This is a genomic window from Georgenia sp. SYP-B2076 (assembly GCF_003991205.1).
Taxonomy (GTDB): domain Bacteria; phylum Actinomycetota; class Actinomycetes; order Actinomycetales; family Actinomycetaceae; genus Georgenia.
Genome location: NZ_RXOZ01000031.1, coordinates 213,405 through 236,828, shown reverse-complemented (window position 1 = coordinate 236,828; position 23,424 = coordinate 213,405). Strand labels below are relative to the sequence as shown.

The following is a 23,424-nucleotide window of genomic DNA, read 5'->3' as shown; positions in this document are numbered from 1 at the left end:
CGATGGCGACGCCAATGGTGAGACCAATGCGGGCTTCTGACCGTCGCCGTGGTTCTATCTCCGGAGAACGTGGAGCAGACCGAGTTGCTGCGCCAGAGGCCACGGCCCCGCTCGAGGGCCGTCGCCCGTTTCCCCGGACGGCATGATGGAGGAGTTCTCGGTGCGGAGGACGAAGGGGCTCGCCGCCCTGGCGACGGGTGTGGCGCTGGCGCTGGCCGGATGCACCACCAGCAACGTGGGCGGCGCCGACCCCACCGCCTCCGCCGGCGTGGTCGAACCGGGCGGCGGCATCGCCACCGGCGAGGGCGAGCTCTTCGAGGTCAACGCCACGCCGCGCGCGGAGCTCGACCAGGGCGGCACGCTCCGTCGCGCCGTCGGCCCCCTGCCCGAGCAGTGGAACCCGCTGCACGTGGGCGGCGCCAACGCCGCCTACTCCGACGTCTTCGCGCCGATCAGCGTCGCCAACTGGGACTTCGACGGTGCAGGCGTGCCCACACCGAACGAGAACTTCCTGCTCGGCTTCGACGACGACATGGTGGGAGAGCAGGAGGTCGTCGTCCTGCACCTGAACCCCGACGCGGTCTGGAACAGCGGGAAGCCGATCACCTGGCAGGACTACGCGGCGACGGTCTCCGCGTGCAACGGCTCGAATGCCGAGTTCCAGTGCGCCACCGGCGCGTTCGCCGCGGTGCAGTCAGTCGAGCAGGGCGACACCCCGTTCGACGTCGTCGTGACGTTCAGCGCCGCCTTCCCCGACTGGAAGGCGGCGCTGTCCACCGTCCTGCCGGCCGACGGCGTCGCCGACCCGGCGACGTTCAACGAGGGCTGGCTCGAGCACCCGGCGGACTGGGCCACGGGGCCCTTCGCGGTCGAGAGCACCGATGCGGCCCAGCAAGTCCTCACCCTCGTGCCGAACGAGCGCTGGTGGGGCCCGGCCCCGATCCTCGACGAGATCCAGTACCGCGTCGTGTCGCCCGAGGGCACCGCGCTGGCCTTCCAGAACGGCGAGCTCGACGTCTTCGACGTCGGTGCCGACCCGAACGCCTTCCAGATCGCGAGCGCCGTGCCCGGTGCCGACGTGCGGCGGGCCGGCAGCACGAGCTGGCGCAACATCACCTTCAACTCCTCCGCCGGGGCGCTCACCGAGCTGGCCGTGCGCCAGGCGATCGTGCGCTCCCTCGACCGGTCGGTGATCGCCGCCTCCAGCCTCGCCGGGCTGCCCGCCGAGCTGCAGCGCCCCCTGGACAACCACATCTTCCTGGAGGGTCAAGAGGGCTACGAGGACAACGCGGCCGACTACGGGTACGACCCCGTCGGTGCCCGCGCCGCCCTCGACGCCGCCGGCTGGACGCCCGACCCGCGCACCGGGATCCGCGAGCGCGACGGCGAGCCGTTGGTCGTCCGGTTCAGCGTCCTCACCGGGGTCCCGGTCTCGGAGAACGAGGGCCAGCTCGTCCAGGCGCAGCTGCGCGAGGTCGGCATCGACGTCGAGCTCGATCAGGTGCCCGAGGCGAAGTTCGGGGAGACGCTCTTCTCCGGCGACTTCGAGCTCATGGGCATGTACTGGTACGGCTCTCCGTACCCGATGGTCGGCCTCGGCGAGATCTACGGCGACCCGGCGACGGCGCACTCGAACTTCGCACGGGTGGCATCGCCCGAGCTCGACGAGGTCATCGCCAAGATCGCGACGGAGACGGACCACGAGGCACGGCTCGAGCTGGCCGACCAGGCCGACGAGCTCATCTGGGCCGAGGCACACACGCTGCCGCTCTACCAGCGCCCGCAGCTGGTCGCCGCCGTCAGCGATCTCGCCAACGTGGGCGCGACGGGGCTGAGCAGCACCCGGCCGGAGAACTGGGGCTTCGTCGCCGGCTAACCCCCTCCCCTCCCGCCGAGCGGTCAAGTACTCGCGGGAAAACTCCGCGGGCTCGCCGGCGTGCGAGGACTTGACCGGTCGAGCGCGGTGGTGTGCGAGGACTTGACCGGTCGAGCGCGGTGGTGTGCGAGGACTTGACCGGTCGAGCGCGGTGGTGTGCGAGGACTTGACCGCTCGAGCCCCTTCCCTGGCGTGCCGGGGTGCCGCGGCGAACGGTCCGTGTACTCTCGGCCTCGACGATGATGTGACGAACGTCACGGCGGACACGTTGCGGACCCACACCGTCTGTGGGCCCGGGTCACCCGTCGGCTCCCACCTCCGAGCCTGGGTATGCACCGATCCCCGAACCAGCGCGCTGGTCCGGGGACCTCCTCCCCGCACTGGAGGAATGATGAGGCGTACTGCTGCGGCCGTGTCGGTCCTCTCCGGAATCGCGCTCCTGCTGGCCGCGTGCACGAGCGGGACCCCTGAGGAGCCCACCCCGAGCGCGTCGACGAGCGAGGGGGGCGGCGGGGAGGCCGCCACCTCGGGCGCGAAGGCGGACCTCGGCAACATCAAGACCGCCGACGGCGACATCTACTTCTCGACCGGCCAGGACGAGTGGACCGGGTACAACGACTACACCGCCGACACGTACTCGACCTACAACTCGGTGATCAACGGCCAGATCCGGCCCGGAGGGTTCAACTACAAGGGCACCGACGGCAAGCTGTACCCGAACCCGGAGTTCGGCACCTACAAGGCGGTCTCGGGGCTGGAGGGCGACGCCCCGCTGGTGGTCGAGTACACCATCAACGACAAGGCCGTCTGGTCCGACGGGAGCCCCATCGACTACGCCGACATGCTCCTGGAGTGGGTCGCGCAGAACCCCACCTGGCTCTCGCCCGACCCGCAGCACCCGGTGTTCAACCACGTCTCCGCGCAGTACCCGCAGGACGTCCCGGACGGCCCCAAGGGGAAGGTCGGCGGGAAGACGTTCACGGTCACGTACGCCAGGAAGAACCCCGACTGGGAGCTCATGGTCGGGGGCTACATCCTGCCCGCCCACGTCGTCGCCAAGCAGATCGGGATCACGGAGGACGCGCTCACCCAGGCCATCCTCAACAAAGAGGTCGACGTCGTCACGCGGGCCGCGAAGTTCTGGAACGGCTGGATCTCCCCGAACCCCGGTCAGCTGCCCGACCCGGCCATCGCCCCCTCGGGCGGCCCCTACCAGCTGAAGCCGGGCGGCTGGGAGGCCGGCCAGTCGCTCACGCTCGAGGCGAACCCCAAGTACTGGGGCACGCCCGCCGCCACGGACCGCCTCACCTTCCGGTTCCTGGCCGCCGACGCCCACGTCCAGGCGCTGCAGAACGGCGACCTCAACGTCATCGAGCCGCAGGCCACGGTGGACACGCTCGCGCAGCTGCGGGCGCTTGGCTCCGCCGTCAAGGTCGAGACGGGGGCCAAGCTCACCTGGGAGCACCTGGACTACAACTTCAAGAACGGCGTCTTCTCCGACGCCGAGGGCGGCCTGGCGCTGCGGCAGGCGTTCGCGATGTGCGTGCCCCGCCAGCAGATCGTCGACAACCTCATCAAGCCGATCAACAAGGACTCCGTGGTGATGAACGCCCGCGAGTACTTCCCCTTCCAGGACCACTACGACGACGTCGTCGCCGCCGCGTACGACGGCCGCTACGACAAGGTCGACATCGCCGGCGCGAAGGCGAAGATCGCCGAGTCGGGCATCGCGGGCCCGATCGACGTCCGCATCGGCTACTCGGCGCCCAACCCCCGCCGCACCTCGGAGGTCGACATCATCAAGTCGAGCTGCGACCAGGCCGGCTTCAACGTCATCGACGTCGGCAGCGCGGACTTCTTCTCCAACGCCCTGCCGGCGGGGGACTACGAGGTCTCCCTCTACGCCTGGTCGGGGTCCGGCCAGATCGCCTCGGGCCAGAACATCTACACCACCAACGCCCCGCAGAACTACGGCGGCTACTCCGACAAGGAGGTGGACGACGCGTGGGCCACGCTGGCGTCGTCGCTGGACCCGGCCGTGCACCTCGAGCAGAAGAAGAAGATCGAGAAGCGCCTGTGGGACACGCTGTACGGCATCCCGCTCTTCGCGCACCCGGGGACCATCGCCTACTCCGCGGACTTGAAGAACGTGCGGTTCACGGCGGTCCAGACGGGCGTGAGCTGGAACGCCGAGCAGTGGCAGCGCGCGGAGTGAGGCGGCCGGCGCCGGCCTAGCACCCGCCCGACGCCCGACGCCCGACGCCCGACGTTCGCCCCCGCCCCCCGCCCGGCACCCAGCGCCCGTCTCACGCCCGCCCGCCACACAGCGCCCGGCCGGCACGCACGCCGACCCCGCGGCCGACCCGTCGAAGGGTTTCCTGTGGTCACGTTCATCCTCCGCAGGCTCGGGATCTCGTTCCTGATCCTGCTCGCCGGCTCGCTGGTGATGTTTGTCCTCACCGTCCACGCGGGCGACCCGCTCGCGGACCTCCGGGAGTCCAACGACCCGAACCGGGACAACCTCATCGCCCAGCGCATCACCAACATGGGCCTGGACGTGCCCTGGTACGTGCGGTACCTCGGCTGGCTCGCCGGGGTGGCCGGATGCCTGGTGGGCCACTGCGACCTCGGCACCGACCGGTCCGGCGTCAACGTCACCGCCCTGCTGGCCAATGCCGCCGGAGCCACGCTGCGGCTCGTCATCCTCGCGACGCTCCTGGCGATCGTCGTCGGCGTCTTCCTGGGGATCCTCACCGCCGTCCGCCAGTACTCCGGGTTCGACTACCTCGTGACCTTCCTGGCGTTCCTGTTCTTCTCCCTGCCGGTGTTCTGGGCCGCCGTGCTCCTCAAGGAGTACGGCGCGATCCGGTTCAACGACTGGATCGCCCAGCCGCACCTGGCCCCGGCGACGAAGGTGCTCATCGCCGCGGGCGTCGGCGTGGTGCTGCAGGGCATGCTGGGCGGGGACACCCGCCGGCGCCTCGTCACGGGCGGTGGCACGTTCGTGTTCGTCCTCGCCGCGCTCGTCTACTTCGACGCCGTCGACTGGTTCCGCCGGCCGGCGCTGGGCGTCGGCGTCGTCGCCCTGGTCAGTGCGGGCGGCGCCCTGCTCGCCGTCATGCTCACGACGGGCCTGGGCAACCGCCGGGTCGTGTACGCCGCGCTCACGACCGTCGGCGCCGGGCTTGTCGCCTACGTCGCGCTCGGCGGCGTGCTGGCCGACCCGAGCTGGCCGATCCTCCTCGGGCTCCTCGCCCTGGCCCTCGCCGTCGCGGTGGCCGCCGGATGGTTCTGGGGCGGCTTCTCCCGCCGGGCCGCCGTCGGCGTCTGCGTCGTGACGGCGCTGTTCATGAGTGTCGTCATCGTCGCGGACAAGGCGCTGTCCGCCTGGGCCGGGTACCTCCAGCTCCAGCCGCGCCCGATCTCCACCATCGGGGCGAGCACCCCCAACTTCGCCGGCACGTTCTGGGAGGGCATCCTGGACAAGGGCACCCAGCTGATCCTGCCGACCATCGTCCTGACGCTGATCTCGGTGGCGTCCTTCACCCGGTACACGCGGGCCTCGATGCTCGAGGTGCTCCAGCAGGACTACGTGCGCACCGCCCGATCGAAGGGCCTGTCCGAGCGGGTCGTCATCACCAAGCACGCGTTCCGCAACGCCCTGATCCCGCTCACCACCATCGTCGCCTTCGACTTCGCCGGCCTCATCGGCGGCGCGGTGCTCACGGAGACGGTGTTCGGCTGGAAGGGCATGGGCCAGCTGTTCCGGACCGGCCTGGAGCACGTCGACCCCGCCCCGGTGATGGCCTTCTACCTCGTGACCGCGACCGCCGCCGTCGTGATGAACATGCTGGCCGACATCGCCTACGCGTTCCTCGACCCGCGGATCCGGCTGAGCACGACGCGTCGTCGCCAGGGGGCACCGCGCCCGCGCCCCGGAGCGGCCGGCGACCCGGCCGGCGTCCGACCCGCCGCCGCCCGCCCGGGCACGCTGGGAGCCACCCATGAGTGAGAGCACCTACGCCGAGGACGTCGTCCCGGTCCCGCAGTCCCCGGGCACCGACCCCACCACCGCCGCGCACGTCGACCGGCTGCTGGACGAGGACCTCGAGGGCCGGACCGACAAGAACTACTCCCAGGGCCAGCTCGTCCGGCGCCGCTTCGTGCGGCACAAGGCAGCCATGATCTCCCTCGGCGTCCTCGTGCTCATCACGCTCCTCGCCTACACCTCGATCGGGTTCGGCCCGTTCCCCGGCTGGTGGAAGCACGACTACGTCACCGCCACCACCCTCGTCGACGGCGGCCGGCCCACCCTGCGGCTCTACCCGCTGCGCGTGGGCGAGCACCCCTTCGGTCAGGAGGACGCGGGCAAGGACTTCTTCGCGCTCGTCATGCGCGGCACGCAGCGCTCGCTGCTGATCGCGTTCATGGTGGGGCTCATCGCGACCGTCGTCGGTACCACGGTCGGGGCCGTCGCCGGGTACTTCCGCGGCCGCGTCGAGGCGGTCCTCATGCGCACGACCGACCTGTTCATCGTCATCCCCACCCTCGTGCTCGCCGCCGTGCTCGGGCAGATGGCCTCGGGCTCGGGGATCTTCGTCCTGGCCCTCATGCTGGGCCTGGTGGGCTGGACGTCGCTGGCCCGCCTCGTGCGCGGGGAGGTGCTCTCCCTGCGCGAGCGGGAGTTCGTCGCCGCCGCCCGCGCGGTCGGCACGCACCCCGCCCGGATCATCGTCAAGCACATCCTCCCCAACACCCTGGGCACGATCATCGTGGCCGCCACCCTGTCGATCGCCGCGGCGATCCTCCTGGAGACCTCGCTGTCGTTCCTCGGGTTCGGCGTGACGCCGCCGGACACGTCTCTCGGCCAGCTCATCTCGACCTACCAGAACGCCTTCACCTCTCGCCCGTGGCTGTTCTGGTGGCCCGGCCTCTTCATCCTCGCCGTCGCGCTGAGCGTGAACTTCATCGGCGACGGGCTGCGTGACGCCTTCGATCCGCGCCAGAGCAGGAGGAAGGACTGATGGCCTCCACCGAGCCCGGTGGGCGCGCCCGCGACGACGGAGGTCGCGTCGGCGACGACGCACGTCGCGTCTGGGCGGGCGCCAGCCCCAGCACCGCCCGCGCCGGGGCCGGCGCCGGGCCCAGCGCCGCCAGCGCCGGCCGCGACCGTGTGCTGCGCTTCACCGACCTCGACGTCCGCTTCCGCACCGAGTTCGGCTCCGTCCACGCCGTGAAGGGCATCTCGCTGGACGTGCGCCCCGGCGAGGTCGTGGCCCTCGTGGGCGAGTCCGGCTCGGGCAAGTCCGTCACCTCGATGACCGCCCTCGGGCTGCTGCCCGGCAACGCGCGTGTCGGCGGCGACGTCGTGGTGGGCAGCCAGCATGTGCGCCGCCTCGACGCGCGCGGGCTGCGGCACCTGCGCGGCGACGACATCGGCATGGTGTTCCAGGAACCGATGACGGCGCTCAACCCTGTCCTGACGATCGGCGACCAGCTGACCGAGGCCCTCGAGGTGCACGGCCGCGCGTATGGGCGCCAGGCCGTCGAGCTCGCCGTCGAGCTGCTGCGGATGGTGGGCATCCCGGAGCCGGAGCGGCGCGTGCGGCAGTACCCGCACGAGCTCTCCGGCGGGCAGCGCCAGCGCGTGGTCATCGCGATCGCGATCAGCTGCGACCCCAAGGTCATCATCGCCGACGAGCCGACGACGGCCCTCGACGTCACGGTCCAGGCCGAGATCCTCGACCTGCTCCGATCGCTCAAGGACAAGCTCAACACCGGGATCCTGCTCATCACCCACAACATGGGCGTGGTGGCGGACATGGCCGACAGGGTCGCCGTGATGTTCAAGGGCGAGCTGGTCGAGGTGGGCAGCGCGGACCAGGTCCTGAATCACCCACGGCACCCCTACACGAGGCGGCTGCTCGACGCCGTCCCGCACCTGGGCCAGGGGCCCGGCCAGTTCGGCACCGCGCCGGCGCCGGACGTCGGGACCCGGGCGGTGCCCGCGCCGGCGCAGGACACTGGAGTCCTGGCCGCGCCCGCGCTGGAGCTCGTGGACCTCGCCGTCGACTACGAGCACCACGGGCGTCTGGCGTTCCGCGCCGTCGACGGCGTGTCCTTCCTGGTCCAGCAGGGCGAGATCGTCGGCCTGGTGGGGGAGTCGGGCTCGGGGAAGTCGACGATCGGACGGGCCGCGCTGGGCCTCATCCCCCCGGCCGCGGGCCGCATCGACCTGTTCGGCCTCAACTTCGACTCACTGCGCCGCCGGGAGGCCAAGGCCCTGCGACGGCGAATCGGCGTGATCTTCCAGGACCCGGCCGCGTCGCTGAACCCCCGCCTGCCGGCGGGGGAGATCATCACGGAGCCGCTCGTCGTGCATCGGCTCGGGGACAGGCGGGCTCGCCAGCAGAAGGTGTTCGAGCTCCTCGACGCGGTGCACCTGCCGCGCAGCGTCTACAACCGCTACCCCCACGAGCTCTCCGGCGGGCAGCGCCAGCGCGTCTCCGTCGCCAGGGCCCTCGTCCTCGAGCCGGAGCTGCTGGTCGCCGACGAGCCCACCTCCGCCCTCGACGTCTCCGTCCAGGCCAGCGTGCTGGCGATGTTCACCGAGCTGCAGCGGCGCTACCGCTTCGCGTGCCTGTTCATCTCCCACGACCTGGCGGTCGTGGACCTGCTCGCGCACCGCGTGGTCGTGCTCCAGGACGGGAGGGTCGTCGAGCAGGGCGACCGGGAGGCCGTGCTGCTCAACCCGCAGCAGGAGTACACCCGGCGTCTCCTCGCCGCGGCGCCGGTGCCCGAGCCCCGCGAGCAGCGCCGCCGACGCGAGGAGCGGCACCGCCTCCTGGCGAGCCTGGGCGAGGAGGTCACCGAGCTCAAGGTGGGGGAGTAGGCGGCGCCAGGCGCTGTGTGCCGCCAGCCGCTGGCCGCCGTCGGGCCGCCTTTGCGGGCCCCTCGGCGACTGGTAGTGCTCTGCCCGACGAGGTCGTAGATCGCGGAACATGACTTCGTCTGCTTGAGCACGACCAGTCATCAGGGTGGGCACCCGCAGGCCGAGTTTGCCCCCGGAGCCACCGAACCGGGCGTCCGATGGGCTACCGGGTCCAGGTCGGCCTCGGGCTCCGCACGCGGCGCTACACCCATCGCGGAGCTACCCGGGTATGCGGCGGGTGTCCACCTGCGCTCGCAGCCCCGGTCACCCACAGCTGGCCATCACGCCGAGTACCTTCTCCTGCACGATCCCTGGATGGTCTCCCCCATCCTTCCGCGCACGCTTCCCCGTGTGATCCTCAGGCGAGACATCGGGGACGACGCTGTTCGCGCCGCGTGCCGCTCCGGCGTCATCGTCCGGGTGCGGCCCGGCGCCTACGTCGAGGCGGTGGCTGACCAATCTCCCTGGCAACGGCGTGGGCGAGAGGCTCTCGCGTGTGCCGTGGCCGTCAGCCGCCGGCTGAGCGCGGACCATGTCCTCAGCCACATCACTGCGGCCCTCATCCACGGCTGCTGGATCTGGCGCGTCGACCCGCTGACGCACATCACGCAGCGCGCGAAGCCCAGCAACAAGGAGGCGCAGGGGTTGCGCCGTCACTGCGGCGCGCTGCCCGACGAGGACATCGTCGTCGTCAACGGGCTCCGGGTCACCACCTTGGAGCGCACCATCGAGGACTGCGCAATGTCTATGCACCCACGTGACGTACGAGACGGTGGTGCGCTGGATCGCGGTCTCCCGCGGTCTGCCGATCCCCATCGCGCAGTACCGGGTGGTCACCGCCCGTGGCGTCTACTACACGGACCTGGCATGGCGTCTCCGCAAGTGGATTGGCGGTCGGGTCGTGCGCGAATGGGCCATCCATGCGGAGTTCGACGGCGCGATGAAGTACGGGGCTGGGACTTCAATCGGCCGTGGTGCGGACGCTGCGCGCACGGTTGTGAACGAAAAGCTCCGCGAGGACGCCATCCGGGAGCTGGGGGACACCTTTCGCCGCTTCGACCGGCGCGACGTCGAGGACGAGGACAACGTGTTCCGGCGGCTGTGCGCGGCCTTCCCGGCAAGCATGACCGTCGGGCTTCGGCCCGTGCCGGGCCTTCTCGCACCGCCTGGCTCGAAGTGAGGTACCTCTGCGGGCTCGTGGGCAATGATCGAGCTGCGCCCACGCCGGCGCAGAGCCGACCGGCCGCAAGCGGTAGCGCTCCACAGGACGAGGTCGTAGATCGCGGAACATGACTTCGTCCGCCCGCGCACGACCAGTTCCCCAGAGCAGTTTCCCAGAGGCGGAGCCAAGCCCGAGGACCGAGCGCGTCGGTGGTGCGCACGCCCGGAACGACGGCGTTTCCGGCGCGCGCCCGGGTGATACTGCTTACAGCATCACCGGAGGGGGTGCCGCAAACTGGTCATTCAACGGTAGAATCGCGGTTTGGCGCCTGAAACAGGCGCCTGGCTCTGTGCGAGCAGCGACCTACGAGGTTGTGCGGCCGCGGGAAGCCTGCCTCTCACGATGAAATGAGCTCTGCGTATGCCTGTGCGCTCTGATCTGCGCAACGTCGCGATCGTCGCCCACGTCGACCACGGCAAGACCACCCTCGTCGACGCCATGCTGTGGCAGTCCGGCGCCTTCGGCGAGCACCAGCACGTCGACGAGCGCGCCATGGACTCCGGCGACCTCGAGCGCGAGAAGGGCATCACGATTCTCGCGAAGAACACCTCGGTGCACTACCGGGGTCCGGCCGCCCAGAAGGCCGGTCTCGAGAACGGCCTGGTCATCAACGTCATCGACACCCCCGGCCACGCCGACTTCGGCGGTGAGGTCGAGCGCGGCCTGAGCATGGTCGACGGCGTCGTCCTGCTCGTGGACGCCTCCGAGGGTCCGCTGCCCCAGACCCGGTTCGTGCTGCGCAAGGCGCTGGCCGCGAAGCTGCCCGTGGTCCTCCTCGTCAACAAGGTCGACCGCCCGGACTCGCGCATCGTCGAGGTCGTCTCCGAGGCGCAGGACCTCCTCCTGGGCCTCGCCTCCGACCTGGCCGACGAGGTGCCCGACCTCGACCTCGACGCCATCCTCGACGTGCCGGTCGTCTATGCCTCCGCCAAGGCCGGCCGCGCCAGCCTGAAGCAGCCCGCCGACGGCGAGCTGCCGGACTCGGAGAACCTCGAGCCGCTCTTCGAGACCATCATCGAGAAGATCCCGGCCTACTCCTACGATGAGGGTGCGCCGCTCCAGGCGCACGTCACCAACCTCGACGCGTCCCCGTTCCTCGGCCGCCTCGCGCTGCTGCGCATCCACAACGGCGAGCTGAGGAAGGGCCAGACCGTGGCCTGGGCCCGCCAGGACGGCACCATGAAGAACGTGCGGATCTCCGAGCTGCTCCGCACCGAGGGCCTGACCCGTGTCCCCGCCGAGAGCGCGTTCGCCGGTGACATCGTCGCCGTCGCAGGCATCGAGGACATCACCATCGGCGAGTCCCTCGTGGACCCCGACGACCCGCGCCCGCTGCCGCTCATCACGGTGGACGACCCCGCCATCTCCATGACCATCGGGATCAACACCTCACCGCTGGCCGGCCGCGTCAAGGGCCACCTGGTCACCGCCCGCCAGGTCAAGGACCGCCTCGACCGCGAGCTCATCGGCAACGTCTCCCTCAAGGTGCTCCCGACCGAGCGCCCCGACGCCTGGGAGGTTCAGGGCCGCGGCGAGCTGGCGCTGGCCATCCTCGTCGAGCAGATGCGCCGTGAGGGCTTCGAGCTGACCGTCGGCAAGCCGCAGGTGGTCACCAAGGAGATCGACGGCAAGCGCCACGAGCCCATGGAGCGCATGACGATCGACGTCCCCGAGGAGTACCTCGGCGCGGTCACCCAGCTCATGGCCGCCCGCAAGGGCCGCATGGAGACGATGTCCAACCACGGCACCGGCTGGATCCGCATGGAATTCGTCGTTCCGGCCCGCGGGCTCATCGGCTTCCGCACCCGGTTCCTCACCGAGACCCGCGGCACCGGCATCGCCTCCTCGATCCACGAGGGTTACGAGCCGTGGCAGGGCACGATCGACATGCGCAACACCGGCTCGATGGTCGCTGACCGCGCCGGAGCGGTGACGCCGTTCGCGATGATCAACCTGCAGGAGCGCGGCTCGTTCTTCGTCGAGCCCACCACGGAGGTGTACGAGGGCCAGGTCGTCGGGGAGAACTCCCGCAACGAGGACATGGACGTCAACATCACCAAGGAGAAGAAGCTCTCCAACATGCGATCCTCCTCGGCGGACAACTTCGAGAGCATGGTCCCGCCGCGCCTCCTCACGCTCGAGGAGTCGCTCGAGTTCGCCGCCGAGGACGAGTGCGTGGAGGTGACGCCCGAGTCGGTGCGCATCCGCAAGGTCATCCTTGACGCGCAAGACCGGTTCCGTTCCGCCTCGCGCAGCCGCCGCTCCGAGAAGGTCTGAGCACACTTCTTCCCGCGGGCGGCGACGTCCCCGGGAAGTAGTCGCCCGCGCCGTCGGCCCGTCCCCTCCTGCGAGGGGGCGGGCCGACGGCGTACCGGGCACCCGGCCGGGCCGACGCGGACGGCGGATCCGTCCCCAAACCGGGACGGCGGCCCGGGCGCGTCGTTGGATGTGCAGGCACGCCGAGAACGGCCATGATGAGCACATGACGTCCACGCGCGGCATCGCCCCCGAGATTCTCACCGGCGGTCTCGTCGGGGTCTTCGCCCATCCCGACGACGAGGTCCTCGGCGCGGGCGGGCTGCTCGCCACCGCCGTGCGCGCCGGGGTCGGTGTGACGGTCGTGACCGCCACGCGCGGCGAGCGCGGCGACGTCATCCCCGGCGACCTCGCCCATCTCAAGGGCAACGGCCCCGCCCTGGCCCACGAGCGTCAGCACGAGCTGACCCGGGCGCTCACGGCCCTGGGCGTGCACAGCCACTTCTTCCTCGACTCGCTCCCCGGCCTCGCCGGCCGCCGGCCGCCGCGCTTCACCGGCTCCGGCATGGTCTGGCAGCGTCCCGGCGTGGGCGAGCCCGAGCCCGACGCCGGACCCAGCGCCTTCGCCGGTGTACCCGTCGAGCTGTCGGCCCGGCTGCTGGCGGGGCTCCTGCGCCGCGCCCGGCCCCAGGTGGTCGTGACCGAGGAGCCCAACGGCGCCTACGGCCACCCCGACCACGTGCAGACCCACCGCGTCACGATGCGGGCGGTCGAGCTCGCCGCCGAGGCGAGCGAGATGGCCGACGACGACCCGCTGGTCGGTCTCGAGCCGTACCGGGTGCCGGTGGTCGCCTGGGTCGTCGAGAGCGAGACGCGGTACCGGTCCGCGCTGCGCTGGCTGCAGGAGGTCCATCGGCACCGTCCGGTCTTCGGTGCACTGGGACAGGCGCTCGCCCCGATCCCCGCCGACGGCGCGATGCCCTCGATGGTGTTCCCGGATGACCAGGTCGACCTGGTCATCGACATCTCGCACGCGCTGCCCGCCGTCGCCGCAGCCCTGCGGGCGCACCGCAGCCAGGTGCAGTCCGTCCACCTGGCCGACCTGACGGAGCCCGAGGAACGGGCCCAGCCGGCGCTGGGGTGGTTCGCCCTGAGCAACGGGCTGCTGCTGCCGCTGCTCGGCACCGCGTGCCTCCACCTCGTCCCGGGGTACGACGACGTCGACCGGCTCGCGGTCGAGCCGATCCACCACCGCTACAACGACCCCATCCCCGTCGCGGAGCGGTACGGCCTGGCCGGCATCGTCGGTCTCGCCGGTCTCGACGTCCGCGACCGCCTGGGCAGGACGGCCGGGCGTGAGCGCCTCGCCGCGTTCCTGGGCGCGGACGTGGCCAGGTGAGGGCGCGGTCCGCCGACCGGGTCGGCGTCGTGGTCGCCGCTGCCACCTCGCTGGTGACCGGCGTGATCGTCGGCGCCTGCGGCACGCTCGTGCACCGCTCGGATCTCGGTGGGTTCCCGGCCGGGCTGGCGCTCGCGCTCTTCGCCGCGGCGGTGGGCGCGGTCTTCGCCCGCGCCGTGGGCGACGGCGTCGCCGTCTTCGTGTACGGGCTCGCCGGCCTGCTTACGTGTCAGGTGATGACCTTCGTGGCGCCCGGCGGGGACGTGCTCGTCACCGATCAGGCGCTGAGCTACGCCTGGCTCCTCGGCCTGCCGCTGATGGCCCTCGCCGCCGCGTTCACGCCTCGTGCCTGGTACTCGGACCTGCCCGCACCGCGCCCACGCCACACCGCGGGGCCCTCGGCGAATGACTGACGCCGCCGCGACGGACCCGGGCGCGGCACGGAACGGCGGGACGGGCGCGGGCGAGGGCCCGACAGACCCGGAGGACCTCGTCGAGCGATTCCGGGCGACCATGGGGCGCCTGGCGGGTGGCGTCACCGTCGTCTCCCTGCGCAGCGGCAACCTGGACCTCGCGATGACGGCCACCGCTGTCGCCTCAGTCTCGCTGCGCCCCCCGATGGTGCTCTTCTGCGTGTACTCCGACGCCCGCCTGCGGGAGGCCCTCGACGAGACGGACACCTGGGCGGTCAGCCTCCTCGACGGCAGCGCCGCGGTGGCCGCCGAGCGGCTGGCGAGCCCGGGCCGACCGAACTTCGGCCAGCTCATCGGCGTCTCGCACCACCGCGGCGAGCGGTCCGGCGCGGCGCTCGTCGACGCCGCGCAGGGATGGCTGGAGTGCCGGACCGCCTGGATCAAGACGGCCGGCGACCACGACGTCGTCGTCGGCGAGGTCCTCGGCGCCACCCTCGGGCGGACGGGCACGGGCGGGCTCGTCCACCACCTCGGTCGCATCAAGACGGTGAGCTGACCTCGACACGGCGGGACGCACTCGCGGCGAGAGATTCCGCGTGAGGCTTAATCCGGTCACAACTTGGTGACGTTGAGCGCAGTCGCGTTCTGGCCGCCTTTGGCGCATTAACATGTCGAGGTCGCACGCACGCTGGGGGAAGAGAGCTCATCTAGTGGCACAGGACTTCAAGCCCAGGCGGAGGCCCGGTCGGCGCCCGGTAGTTCGGGCGACCGCTCACGCCGGCACACCGACACCGACCGGCCCGCACGAGGCCACCCTCGACGCTGCCCCGCAGGTCCCGGACGATGTTCCCGCCGCCACCCCCGGTACGGGGATGAACAACCTGGATGCGGTCCTGGCCGCCCGCTGGGGCGACGAGCCCGCCGACGGCCCGGCGGCCGCGGCGACGGCGGACGGTGCGGCCGGCGGCGTGGACACCGCTCCGCGGGCCGCGGGCAACGGCGTTCCGGACACGACGCCCGCGCGCGCCCCGGAGGCGGCGCCCGAGCCCGTCCCGGGGGCGGCGCGCGAGCCTGCGACCCCTACGCCCGACGACGGTGCGATCCCCGCCGCGGCGCACGCGCCCGAGCGACCGGCCACCGACGAGGTGGCGCGTGAGGGCGCTACAGCGTCTTCGGATGCCCCGCCCAGGCCTGATGCCGCGCCGGGCGACACGGCCTCGGCGACGCCCGAGGCCCCTCTCGGTGCGGGCCACGCCGTTCCCGAGCGCGAGCTGCCGGCGCCCGACGACCTCCCGACTCCGGACGGCGCACCCGCCGCCGAGGGGGAGCCCGTCGACGCACTGCCCCAGAGCGCAGAGGCCACGCAGGCCGACTTGGGGACCGTGCGCGGTGAGAGCGCCCCCGCCGCCGAGGCCGACTCTGCCCACGACCAGCCGACGCAGCGGTTTGCCGTGGCGGATGTCGACGATGCCGCGGGTGAGCCGACGCAGCGGTTTGCCGCGGTGGATGTCGACGATGCCGCGGGTGAGCCGACGCAGCAGCTCGGCGCGCACCCCGCCGGCGCAGCCGCCGCCACAGCGGAGCTGCCCCGCGCGGCGGAGGCACCTCCCGTAGCGGACGCTCCTCCCGCCTCGGACGCCCCTCCCGCCGCGCAGGACACACCGCCCCCGCCCGGCTCGCCCCTCGACCAGTTCGAGGCCGAGCAGCCCCGACGCCGCAGCAAGCGCGGCCTCGTCGTCGCCGCGATCGTCGTGCTCGTCGCCGTCGTCGCGTACGGCGTCGGCGCCTGGTTCTTCGGCGGTCGAATCCCCAGCGGGACGGTCGTCGCGGGCGTGCCGATCGGCGGGCTCTCGGCGGACGCCGCACGCGATCGCCTGGACACCGAGCTCGCGGCGCTGCAGACCGAGCAGGTGCCGGTTAGCGTCGGTGAGGCGCTCTCGAGCGTCGACCCGGCGGCCGCAGGCCTCACGTTCGACGTGGACGCCACCCTGGACAACCTCACCGGCTTCACCCTCAACCCGCGCGTTCTGTGGGGTCGCGTGTTCGGCATGGGCGAGGCGCCCGTCATCTCCACCGTCGACGAAGACGGCTTGCGCGCTGAGCTCAAGGCTGCGTCGTCCGAGGTCAACCTCGCCGCGGTCGAGGGTGTCATCGCCTTCGAGGGCGCGGTCCCGCAGGTCACCGAGCCGGTCGCCGGCAAGGAGGTGGACCTCGACGCCGCCCAGTCGTTCCTGCAGGAGGAGTGGCTGACCGCCGAGCGCCCGCTCGAGCTGCCCACCGACGAGGTCCAGCCCACGATCGGTGAGGACGCGGTCCAGGACGCCCTGACGACGCTGGCCGAGCCGCTGGTCTCCGCGCCGGTCGCCGTCAGCGTGGAGGGGCACGTCGCCGAGCTGAGCCCGGAGAAGCTCGCGTCCGCCGCCCGCTTTGTCGCGGACGGCGATGCCCTCGCCCTCGAGATGGACGGCAAGGTCCTGGCCGCCGCCGTCGCCGAGGTGGACCCGGAGATCGGGGTCGCCGGCGAGGACGCCCGGATCGTGCTGGGCGCCAACGCCCAGCCGGAGATCATCCCCTCGACCTCCGGCCGCGGCCTGGACCCCGAGGCGCTCGCGGAGGCGGTGCGCACGGCCGGCACCTCGAGCAACCGGACCGCCGAGGCGCAGCTGGTCGACGCCGAGCCGGAGTTCACCACCGCGGAGGCCGAGGCGCTGGGCGTCAAGGAGATCATCGTCGACTTCTCCACCCCGATGCCGTACGACCCGGTACGCACCGAGAACCTCAAGGTGGGCGCCGCGAAGGTGACCGGCACGCTCGTCATGCCCGGGGAGGAGTTCTCCCTCCTGAAGGCGCTCGGCCCCATCACCGCGGAGAACGGGTTCGTCTCCTCCGGCGTCGTGGAGGACGGCTTTTCCACCACCGCACTGGGCGGCGGGCTCTCGCAGCTGTCGACGAACACGTTCAACGTCGGCTACCTCGCCGGCATGGACGACGTCACCCACCAGCCGCACTCGCGCTGGTTCGACCGCTACCCGGCGGGCCGCGAGGCCACGCTGTGGGAACCCAGCGTCGACATGATCTGGCGCAACAACACCGACTACGGGATCCTCGTGCACGCCTGGGTGACCTCCGACGCGGTCCACACGCGGCTGTGGAGCACCAAGGTCTGGGACGTCAAGACCACCACCTCGGCGCACTACAACATCACCAAGCCGACAACGGTCTACAACCCCGCCGAGGAGTGTGTCTCGGAGTCGGGTGGCAAGAACGGGTTCACGGTCACGGTCAACCGGCAGCGTTTCCGCGACGGTGCGCTCGTGGACGACAAGGACATGAGCTGGACCTACCGGCCCTGGCACCGCGTGGTCTGCGGCCAGGCGCCGTCGGCGACCGCTGCGCCGGAGACGCCGAGCGCCACCCCGGAGGGCTGAGGGGCGTTCCGGCGGGGGCGGGCCGTCGTTTAGGGTCGTGGCCGTGAGCCGCATCCGCGCCGCCCGGCCAGAAGACGTCCCGACCATCCTCCAGCTCATCCACGACCTCGCGACCTACGAGCATGAGCCGGACGCCGTGAGGACGACGGCGGAGCAGCTCCGGGACGCCCTGTTCGGCGAGGCGCCGTCGGTGTTCGCCCACGTGGCCGACGTCGACGGCGACGTCGTGGGCTTCGCGCTGTGGTTCCGAAGCTTCTCTACCTGGGAGGGAGTGCACGGGATCTACCTCGAGGACCTCTACGTCCGCCCCGACGCCCGCGGCGCCGGGCACGGCAAGGCGCTGCTCCGGACCCTGGCCCAGCACGCCACGGAGCGCGGCTACGCCCGCGTGGAGTGGAGCGTGCTGACCTGGAACACCCCGTCCATCGAGTTCTACCGGAGCCTGGGCGCGCGGCCCCAGGAGGAGTGGTCGACGTTCCGGCTCACGGGCGACGCGCTGGCGGCCTTCGGCGCCCGCGGCATCACGGCTCAGTCGGGCGCGTGATCCAGATCCGGCGCGCGTGACGGCAGGGGAGGCCCCGGCGTGTCACCGTGCGGCGGAGGCCCCTGCGGGCGTGACGGCGCCGGGGGCACGAGCTTGCCCCCCACCATGAGCGCGGCGGGCACGTCGACGTCGCCCCGGCTCCGGGTGCGCACGACGACGCCGTCGAGCCGGACCTCCAGCAGGTCACCGAGCGCGTCGCTGAGGCCGCCGTCGACGCGGTAACGCACGACGACGCGCTGACCGACCCGCCACTGCAGCCAGGGCGGCGCCGGGGGGCGGGGACGCGCCGGTGGCTGCGGCGGGGTAGGTGCGGCGTCGGTCATGAGCCGAGCCTGCACCCTCGCACCCCGGTCCGCGCAAGCGGGGGCGCCGCCGGGCGGGGCGTCGGCGGCCTGAGCGCCGCCGGGGGACAACCGAAAGGTATGCCGGGCCAGATGTTCCCCACGCCACAGTGAGCGGTCAGAGGCGCACCCGGAACAGCGCCCCGCCCGGCTGGCACACCCGCCGAGCAGCCGGGACGTTCGTCGTTCCCCGGCCACTGCGGGATACTGGGTCGACGCCGCCCGCGAGGTGCCGTCGCGCTGTCGCCAAAGGAAAGGACCTCCCGTGACCTACGTCATCGCCCAGCCCTGTGTGGACGTCAAGGACAGGGCGTGCGTCGATGAATGCCCGGTCGACTGCATCTACGAGGGCAAGCGCTCCCTCTACATCCACCCGGACGAGTGCGTGGACTGCGGCGCCTGTGAGCCCGTCTGCCCCGTGGAGGCCATCTTCTACGAGGACGACACCCCGGCGATCTGGTCCGACTACTACCGCGCCAACGTCGAGTTCTTCAACGACCTGGGCTCGCCCGGCGGCGCCGCGAAGATGGGCGTCATCGACAAGGACGACCCGATGATTGCCGCGCTCCCCCCGCAGGCCTGAGGGGTGCCGCTGTACGGCAGGTCGCTGCCCGACTTCCCCTGGGACTCGCTCGCCCCGGCCAAGGTCCGCGCCGCCGCGCACCCCGGCGGCATCGTCGACCTCTCGGTCGGCACCCCGGTCGACCCGACCCCCGACGTCGCCCGGGAGGCCCTGCGCGCCGCGGCCGACGCGCCCGGGTATCCGACCACCGTGGGCACCCTCGCGCTGCGCCAGGCCGTCGTGGCGTGGTTCCGCCGCCGCCGCGGCGTGCCGGACGTGAGCACGGACGGCGTGCTGCCCACCATCGGGTCCAAGGAGATGGTGGGGCTGCTGCCCGCCCTGCTCGGGCTGGGGGAGGGCGACGTCGTCGTCCACCCGCGGGCGGCGTACCCCACGTACGACGTCGGCGCGCGGCTGGCCGGGGCGACGGCGGTCCCCGTCGACGACGACCCCGCCACGTGGCCGGAGAACGTCCGGCTCGTCTGGCTGAACTCGCCGGGCAACCCCGACGGGCACGTCCTGTCCGTGGACCAGCTGCGGCGGGTGGTCGCCTGGGCGCGCGAGCGCGGCGCCGTCGTCGCCTCCGACGAGTGCTACGCCGAGCTGCCCTGGGCCGAGCCCTGGGCGAGCGAGGGCGTGCCGTCCCTGCTCGACCCGCGTGTCACGGGCGGGTCGCACGCCGGCCTGCTGGCGCTCTACTCACTGAGCAAGCAGTCGAACGTCGCCGGGTACCGGGCCGCGTTCGTGGCCGGGGACCCGGCGCTGATCGGACCGCTGACCGAGGTGCGCAAGCACATCGGAATGATGATGCCCGCGCCGGTCCAGGCGGCGACGGCCGCGGCGCTGGCCGACGACGACCACGTCGACACCCAGCGCGAGCGGTACCGCGCGCGGCGGGCCCAGCTGGTCGACGCCGTCGAGAGCGCCGGGCTCGAGCTCGACCCGAACAGCGTCGCGGGGCTCTACCTGTGGGCCCGCGCCGCGGGGCGGCCCGAGATCGGCTCCTGGCAGATCGTCGACGCCCTGGCCGCGCACGGCATCCTCGTCGCGCCGGGCACCTTCTACGGCGGCGCGGGCGAGGGCATGGTGCGGATCGGGCTGACCGGGACGGACGAGCGCATCGGCGAGGGCGCCCGGCGCCTGCGCGCGAGCGGACCGCTGTTCCGGTAGGCCCCTCCCTCGGCGTCGCCCGGTCTGCACTAGAGTCCCGGGGGCGCCGTCGCGCGGGTCCCGCCAGACGCGGTCCGGTTCCTGCTTTTCGGTCCGCATGGCATATCTTTGTGCGACGGATCACCTTCGTCGGGGGCCATAGGTCCCCTGAGAATTGCAACGCGGCGCTCGGACCGAGGGCCCGACCATCCCGAGGAGGGGACTTATGTCGACTGCTGAGCTGAGCCCGGCAACGTTCGAGGTAGACGGGAAGACGCTCCGGTTCGACCGAGTCCCCGCCGTGGAGGGCAACGACGGGATCAACATCTCGTCGCTGCTCAAGGAGACCGGCCTGGTCACCCTCGACCCGGGCTTCATGAACACCGCCTCCACCCAGTCGTCCATCACGTTCATCGACGGCGACGAGGGCATCCTGCGCTATCGCGGATACCCCATCGACCAGCTCGCCCAGGGCTCGACGTTCCTCGAGGTCGCGTACCTCCTGATCTACGGCGAGCTGCCGGACGCCGAGACCCTCGAGTCCGTCACGCGCCGCATCAAGCGCCACACGATCCTGCACGAGGACTTCAAGGCGTTCTTCACGGCCTTCCCGGCGAACGGGCACCCGATGTCGATCCTGCAGGCCGGGATCTCGGCGCTGGGGACCTACTACCAGCACACGCTGGACCCCAAGGACCCGTACCAGCTGGAGCTGTCCACGGTCCTCCTGATGGCCAAGGTCCCCACGATGATCGCCTCGATCGCGAAGCGCGCCACCGGCCTGCCGCTGCTGTACCCCGACGCCTCGAAGAGCTACATCGAGGACTTCATCCGCATGACGTTCGGGCTGCCCTACCAGCGCCACGACGTCGACCCGGCCATTGTCAAGGCCCTCGACATGCTCCTCATCCTGCACGCCGACCACGAGCAGAACTGCTCCACCTCGACCGTGCGCATGGTGGGCTCCTCCCACGCCAGCATCTACTCCTCGATCGCCGCGGGCGTTGGCGCCCTCTCCGGGCCGCTGCACGGTGGCGCCAACGAGGCCGTCCTCGAGATGCTCACCAAGGTCCAGAGCGCGGACTACTCGGTGGACAAGTTCATGCAGAAGGTGAAGAACAAGGAGGACGGCGTCCGCCTCATGGGCTTCGGGCACCGGGTCTACAAGAACTACGACCCCCGCGCCGCGATCGTGCGCGAGGCCGCGCACGACGTCCTGGCCCGCCTGGGCAAGAGCGACGAGCTCCTCGACATCGCCATGGGCCTGGAGGAGATCGCGCTCCACGACGAGTACTTCATCGAGCGCAAGCTCTACCCGAACGTCGACTTCTACACCGGCCTCATCTACAAGGCCATGGGCTTCCCGACGAAGATGTTCACGCCGTTGTTCGCGCTGGGCCGCCTGCCCGGCTGGATCGCCCAGTACCGCGAGATGATCACGGACCCCGCGACGAAGATCGGGCGCCCGCGCCAGGTCTACACCGGCGAGGCCGAGCGCCGTTACGTGCCGATGGACGAGCGCTGACGCCGGATCCCGACGCGCGCCGCACGCCCCGCACCGATCGTGGTGCGGGGCGTGCGGCGTGTCGGGGCCGGTGGGGCGGCGTGCGGCGTGTCGGGGCCGGTGGGGCGGCGCGCGGCGTGCCGGGGCCGGTGGGGCGGCGCGCGCCCCGGCGTGACCGGGGCGCGCGGCCGGGCGGCTCAGTTGGGCAGGAACGTGCTGACGTCCACCGGCTTCTTGAGGAGCTTGTCCTTGACCGCGAGATCGCTGAGCGCGGTGATCGCGTCAGGGTTGATCGTGGCGCCGAAGTCCTCGATCAGCACCTTCTGAGCGAGGCCCTGGTCCATCTTGAGGAACGTCAGGAGGGTCTCGCGGACCTCGTCGGGGTGCGCCTGGGCATACTCGGTGGTCTCGTCCACCGCGGCGACGAACTCCTTGACCATCGCCGGGTCCTGCTCGACCTGCTTGCCGCTGGAGAACACGGCCATGGTGGCCACGCCGGGCATGGTCTCCTGGTAGTTGTACGACACCAGCTGGGCGCCGGAGTCCTGCAGGATGGTCTGGAACGGCTCGGGCACCCAGGCGGCGTCGATGTTGCCCGACTCCAGGGCGGCCGGCTGGTCCGGGAAGGCCAGCTCGACGAAGTTCACGCTCGCCGGGTCACCGCCCGCCTTGCGCACGACCTCGCGGATCGACAGCTCGCCCATCGTCTTGAGGTTGTTCACCGCGACTGTCTTGCCCTCCAGGTCCGCGGGGGAGGTGATGCCCGATCCCGCCTTCGACCACACGGACGTGATGTCCTGGCCCTCGGCCTTGGAGTGGGAGAAGCCGGTGACGACCCGGACGTCGAGGCCCTGGTCCTGGGCGACCATGAGGCTCAGCGGGTTGCTGATGGCGAACTGCATCTGGCCGGAGACGACGGCCGGCAGCAGCGCGGCCCCGCCCTGGCCCGTCTCGAGGGTGACGTCGAAGCCGTGCTCGGCGAAGATGCCCTTGTCGACCCCGAGCTGCAGCGCGGCGCTGGGAACGATGGGGAGCACCCCCATGGTGATCTTCTGGGCCGCCCCGGACGCTCCGCCCTCGGAGGCGCCGTCGCCGGGGGTCTGGGTGCTGTCGGCGGTGCCGCCGTTGCCGGTGGTGGAGCAGGCCGTGAGGGCGAGGAGGAGTCCCGCCGCCAGGGCACACATCTTCGTGCGCATGGGCTATTCCCTTTCGTTCGGTCGTGCCGCGCGGCCGGGGTGGCCGCCGTCAGCTGACGTGGTTGAGCTGCCGGTGGACCACCCGGTGCAGCAGGTCGCGCAGCGTCTCGCGCTCGGAGCCCGCGAGGTCGGCGAGCACGTCGTCGAGGGACCGCTCGACGAGGCCGCTCGCCTCCTCCAGGAGGGTGCGCCCGCGCGCGGTGATGACGACGAGGCGCTGGCGGCGGTCGTGGGGGTTGGGCCTGCGCTCGAGCAGCCCGCGCCGCTCGAGCGTGTCCAGCAGCGTGACGATCTGGCTGGGGTCGAGCCGGATGGCGTCGGCGAGCTCGCGCTGGCTGGCGCCGTCGGCGTGGGCCACGACCTCCAGCAGGGAGAACGACCGTGAGCTGAGCTCGAGCGGCCGCAGCACCGCGTTGGCCGCCGCGACGCCCTGGGCGCTGGCGAGGGACAGCAGGAGGCCGATGTTCTCGGTCACGACCTGCGTGCTCACCGGCTCGGAGGGGTGCATGGCCGTGATGCTAGGCACGAACCGTTGAGAGAGTCAATGATTGACGATCTCCATGGAATGTGGTCACACTGGGCGCGGACGTCGAGGGGGACGCG

18 protein-coding genes are annotated in these 23,424 nt (G+C 71.7%); 15 read left to right on the top strand and 3 right to left on the bottom strand.

Features of this window, described 5'->3' with window-relative positions; all coding sequences use genetic code 11:
• Positions 1 to 160: 160 nt before the first annotated feature.
• The 12 genes from EJK16_RS12225 (at position 161) to EJK16_RS12170 (ending at position 18,069) form a co-directional block, all read left to right on the top strand.
• Positions 161 to 1,876 carry an ABC transporter family substrate-binding protein gene (locus EJK16_RS12225; protein WP_164737331.1) on the top strand — a complete coding sequence of 572 codons (1,716 nt, stop codon included), beginning with the start codon at positions 161 to 163 and terminating at the stop codon, positions 1,874 to 1,876.
• Between the two features lie 391 nt (positions 1,877 to 2,267).
• Positions 2,268 to 4,091: an ABC transporter family substrate-binding protein gene (locus tag EJK16_RS12220; RefSeq protein WP_127129681.1), complete on the top strand. Its 1,824-nt coding sequence runs from the start codon at positions 2,268 to 2,270 to the stop codon at positions 4,089 to 4,091.
• Positions 4,092 to 4,256: 165 nt separating this feature from the next.
• Positions 4,257 to 5,888, top strand: coding sequence for an ABC transporter permease (locus EJK16_RS12215; protein WP_127129679.1), 1,632 nt, complete (start codon positions 4,257 to 4,259; stop codon positions 5,886 to 5,888).
• Positions 5,881 to 6,900 carry an ABC transporter permease gene (locus tag EJK16_RS12210; protein WP_127129677.1) on the top strand — a complete coding sequence of 340 codons (1,020 nt, stop codon included), beginning with the start codon at positions 5,881 to 5,883 and terminating at the stop codon, positions 6,898 to 6,900. Before EJK16_RS12215 ends, EJK16_RS12210 begins: the two co-directional genes overlap by 8 nt.
• Positions 6,900 to 8,768: an ABC transporter ATP-binding protein gene (locus tag EJK16_RS12205; protein WP_127129675.1), complete on the top strand. Its 1,869-nt coding sequence runs from the start codon at positions 6,900 to 6,902 to the stop codon at positions 8,766 to 8,768. Before EJK16_RS12210 ends, EJK16_RS12205 begins: the two co-directional genes overlap by 1 nt.
• Positions 8,769 to 9,564: 796 nt before the next feature.
• Positions 9,565 to 9,987: a hypothetical protein gene (locus EJK16_RS12200; protein WP_127129673.1), complete on the top strand. Its 423-nt coding sequence runs from the start codon at positions 9,565 to 9,567 to the stop codon at positions 9,985 to 9,987.
• A 402-nt stretch (positions 9,988 to 10,389) separates the two neighbouring features.
• Positions 10,390 to 12,306: a translational GTPase TypA gene (gene typA, locus EJK16_RS12195; protein WP_127129671.1), complete on the top strand. Its 1,917-nt coding sequence runs from the start codon at positions 10,390 to 10,392 to the stop codon at positions 12,304 to 12,306.
• A gap of 205 nt (positions 12,307 to 12,511) precedes the next feature.
• Positions 12,512 to 13,684 (top strand): PIG-L family deacetylase, encoded by a 1,173-nt coding sequence (locus EJK16_RS12190; protein WP_164737330.1) that lies wholly within the window; start codon positions 12,512 to 12,514, stop codon positions 13,682 to 13,684.
• Positions 13,681 to 14,097: a hypothetical protein gene (locus EJK16_RS12185; RefSeq protein WP_127129667.1), complete on the top strand. Its 417-nt coding sequence runs from the start codon at positions 13,681 to 13,683 to the stop codon at positions 14,095 to 14,097. The genes EJK16_RS12190 and EJK16_RS12185 overlap by 4 nt, the downstream gene beginning before the upstream one ends.
• The gene (locus EJK16_RS12180; protein WP_127129665.1) at positions 14,090 to 14,653 is read left to right on the top strand and encodes a flavin reductase family protein; all 564 of its coding nucleotides are present in this window, start codon (positions 14,090 to 14,092) and stop codon (positions 14,651 to 14,653) included. Before EJK16_RS12185 ends, EJK16_RS12180 begins: the two co-directional genes overlap by 8 nt.
• A 316-nt stretch (positions 14,654 to 14,969) precedes the next feature.
• Positions 14,970 to 17,525: a VanW family protein gene (locus EJK16_RS12175; protein ID WP_127129663.1), complete on the top strand. Its 2,556-nt coding sequence runs from the start codon at positions 14,970 to 14,972 to the stop codon at positions 17,523 to 17,525.
• Positions 17,488 to 18,069 (top strand): GNAT family N-acetyltransferase, encoded by a 582-nt coding sequence (locus EJK16_RS12170; RefSeq protein WP_127129661.1) that lies wholly within the window; start codon positions 17,488 to 17,490, stop codon positions 18,067 to 18,069. Before EJK16_RS12175 ends, EJK16_RS12170 begins: the two co-directional genes overlap by 38 nt.
• On the opposite strand, the gene EJK16_RS20270 is transcribed toward EJK16_RS12170, so the two are convergent.
• Positions 18,054 to 18,392: a hypothetical protein gene (locus EJK16_RS20270; RefSeq protein ID WP_164737329.1), complete on the bottom strand. Its 339-nt coding sequence runs from the start codon at positions 18,390 to 18,392 to the stop codon at positions 18,054 to 18,056. The two genes, EJK16_RS12170 and EJK16_RS20270, sit on opposite strands and share 16 nt — an antisense overlap.
• A 283-nt stretch (positions 18,393 to 18,675) precedes the next feature.
• On the opposite strand from EJK16_RS20270, the gene fdxA reads away from it, so the two are divergent.
• The 3 genes from fdxA to EJK16_RS12155 all read left to right on the top strand — a co-directional run bounded on the left by fdxA (position 18,676) and on the right by EJK16_RS12155 (position 21,646).
• A complete protein-coding gene (gene fdxA / locus EJK16_RS12165; protein WP_127129659.1) occupies positions 18,676 to 18,993 on the top strand; it encodes a ferredoxin in 318 nt (105 codons plus the stop codon).
• 3 nt (positions 18,994 to 18,996) lie between these two features.
• The gene (dapC, locus tag EJK16_RS12160; RefSeq protein ID WP_370276029.1) at positions 18,997 to 20,142 is read left to right on the top strand and encodes a succinyldiaminopimelate transaminase; all 1,146 of its coding nucleotides are present in this window, start codon (positions 18,997 to 18,999) and stop codon (positions 20,140 to 20,142) included.
• 205 nt (positions 20,143 to 20,347) lie between these two features.
• Positions 20,348 to 21,646 (top strand): citrate synthase, encoded by a 1,299-nt coding sequence (locus EJK16_RS12155; RefSeq protein WP_127129657.1) that lies wholly within the window; start codon positions 20,348 to 20,350, stop codon positions 21,644 to 21,646.
• 176 nt (positions 21,647 to 21,822) lie between these two features.
• Here EJK16_RS12155 and EJK16_RS12150 read toward each other — a convergent pair whose 3' ends face one another.
• Positions 21,823 to 22,821, bottom strand: coding sequence for an ABC transporter substrate-binding protein (locus EJK16_RS12150; protein WP_127129655.1), 999 nt, complete (start codon positions 22,819 to 22,821; stop codon positions 21,823 to 21,825).
• A gap of 49 nt (positions 22,822 to 22,870) precedes the next feature.
• Positions 22,871 to 23,329, bottom strand: a complete 459-nt coding sequence (locus EJK16_RS12145) for a MarR family winged helix-turn-helix transcriptional regulator (protein ID WP_127129653.1) — start codon at positions 23,327 to 23,329, stop codon at positions 22,871 to 22,873.
• Positions 23,330 to 23,424: the final 95 nt, after the last annotated feature.

Bases quoted from the DNA above. Each gene is read 5' to 3' on its own strand.
- EJK16_RS12205 (WP_127129675.1), top strand. From the start codon at position 6,900: ATGGCCTCCACCGAGCCCGGTGGGCGCGCCCGCGACGACGGAGGTCGC.
- EJK16_RS12220 (WP_127129681.1), top strand. From the start codon at position 2,268: ATGAGGCGTACTGCTGCGGCCGTGTCGGTCCTCTCCGGAATCGCGCTC.
- typA (WP_127129671.1), top strand. From the start codon at position 10,390: ATGCCTGTGCGCTCTGATCTGCGCAACGTCGCGATCGTCGCCCACGTC.
- EJK16_RS12180 (WP_127129665.1), top strand. From the start codon at position 14,090: ATGACTGACGCCGCCGCGACGGACCCGGGCGCGGCACGGAACGGCGGG.
- EJK16_RS12155 (WP_127129657.1), top strand. From the start codon at position 20,348: ATGTCGACTGCTGAGCTGAGCCCGGCAACGTTCGAGGTAGACGGGAAG.
- EJK16_RS12190 (WP_164737330.1), top strand. From the start codon at position 12,512: ATGACGTCCACGCGCGGCATCGCCCCCGAGATTCTCACCGGCGGTCTC.
- EJK16_RS20270 (WP_164737329.1), bottom strand. From the start codon at position 18,392: ATGACCGACGCCGCACCTACCCCGCCGCAGCCACCGGCGCGTCCCCGC.
- EJK16_RS12150 (WP_127129655.1), bottom strand. From the start codon at position 22,821: ATGCGCACGAAGATGTGTGCCCTGGCGGCGGGACTCCTCCTCGCCCTC.
- EJK16_RS12175 (WP_127129663.1), top strand. From the start codon at position 14,970: ATGAACAACCTGGATGCGGTCCTGGCCGCCCGCTGGGGCGACGAGCCC.
- EJK16_RS12210 (WP_127129677.1), top strand. From the start codon at position 5,881: ATGAGTGAGAGCACCTACGCCGAGGACGTCGTCCCGGTCCCGCAGTCC.
- EJK16_RS12145 (WP_127129653.1), bottom strand. From the start codon at position 23,329: ATGCACCCCTCCGAGCCGGTGAGCACGCAGGTCGTGACCGAGAACATC.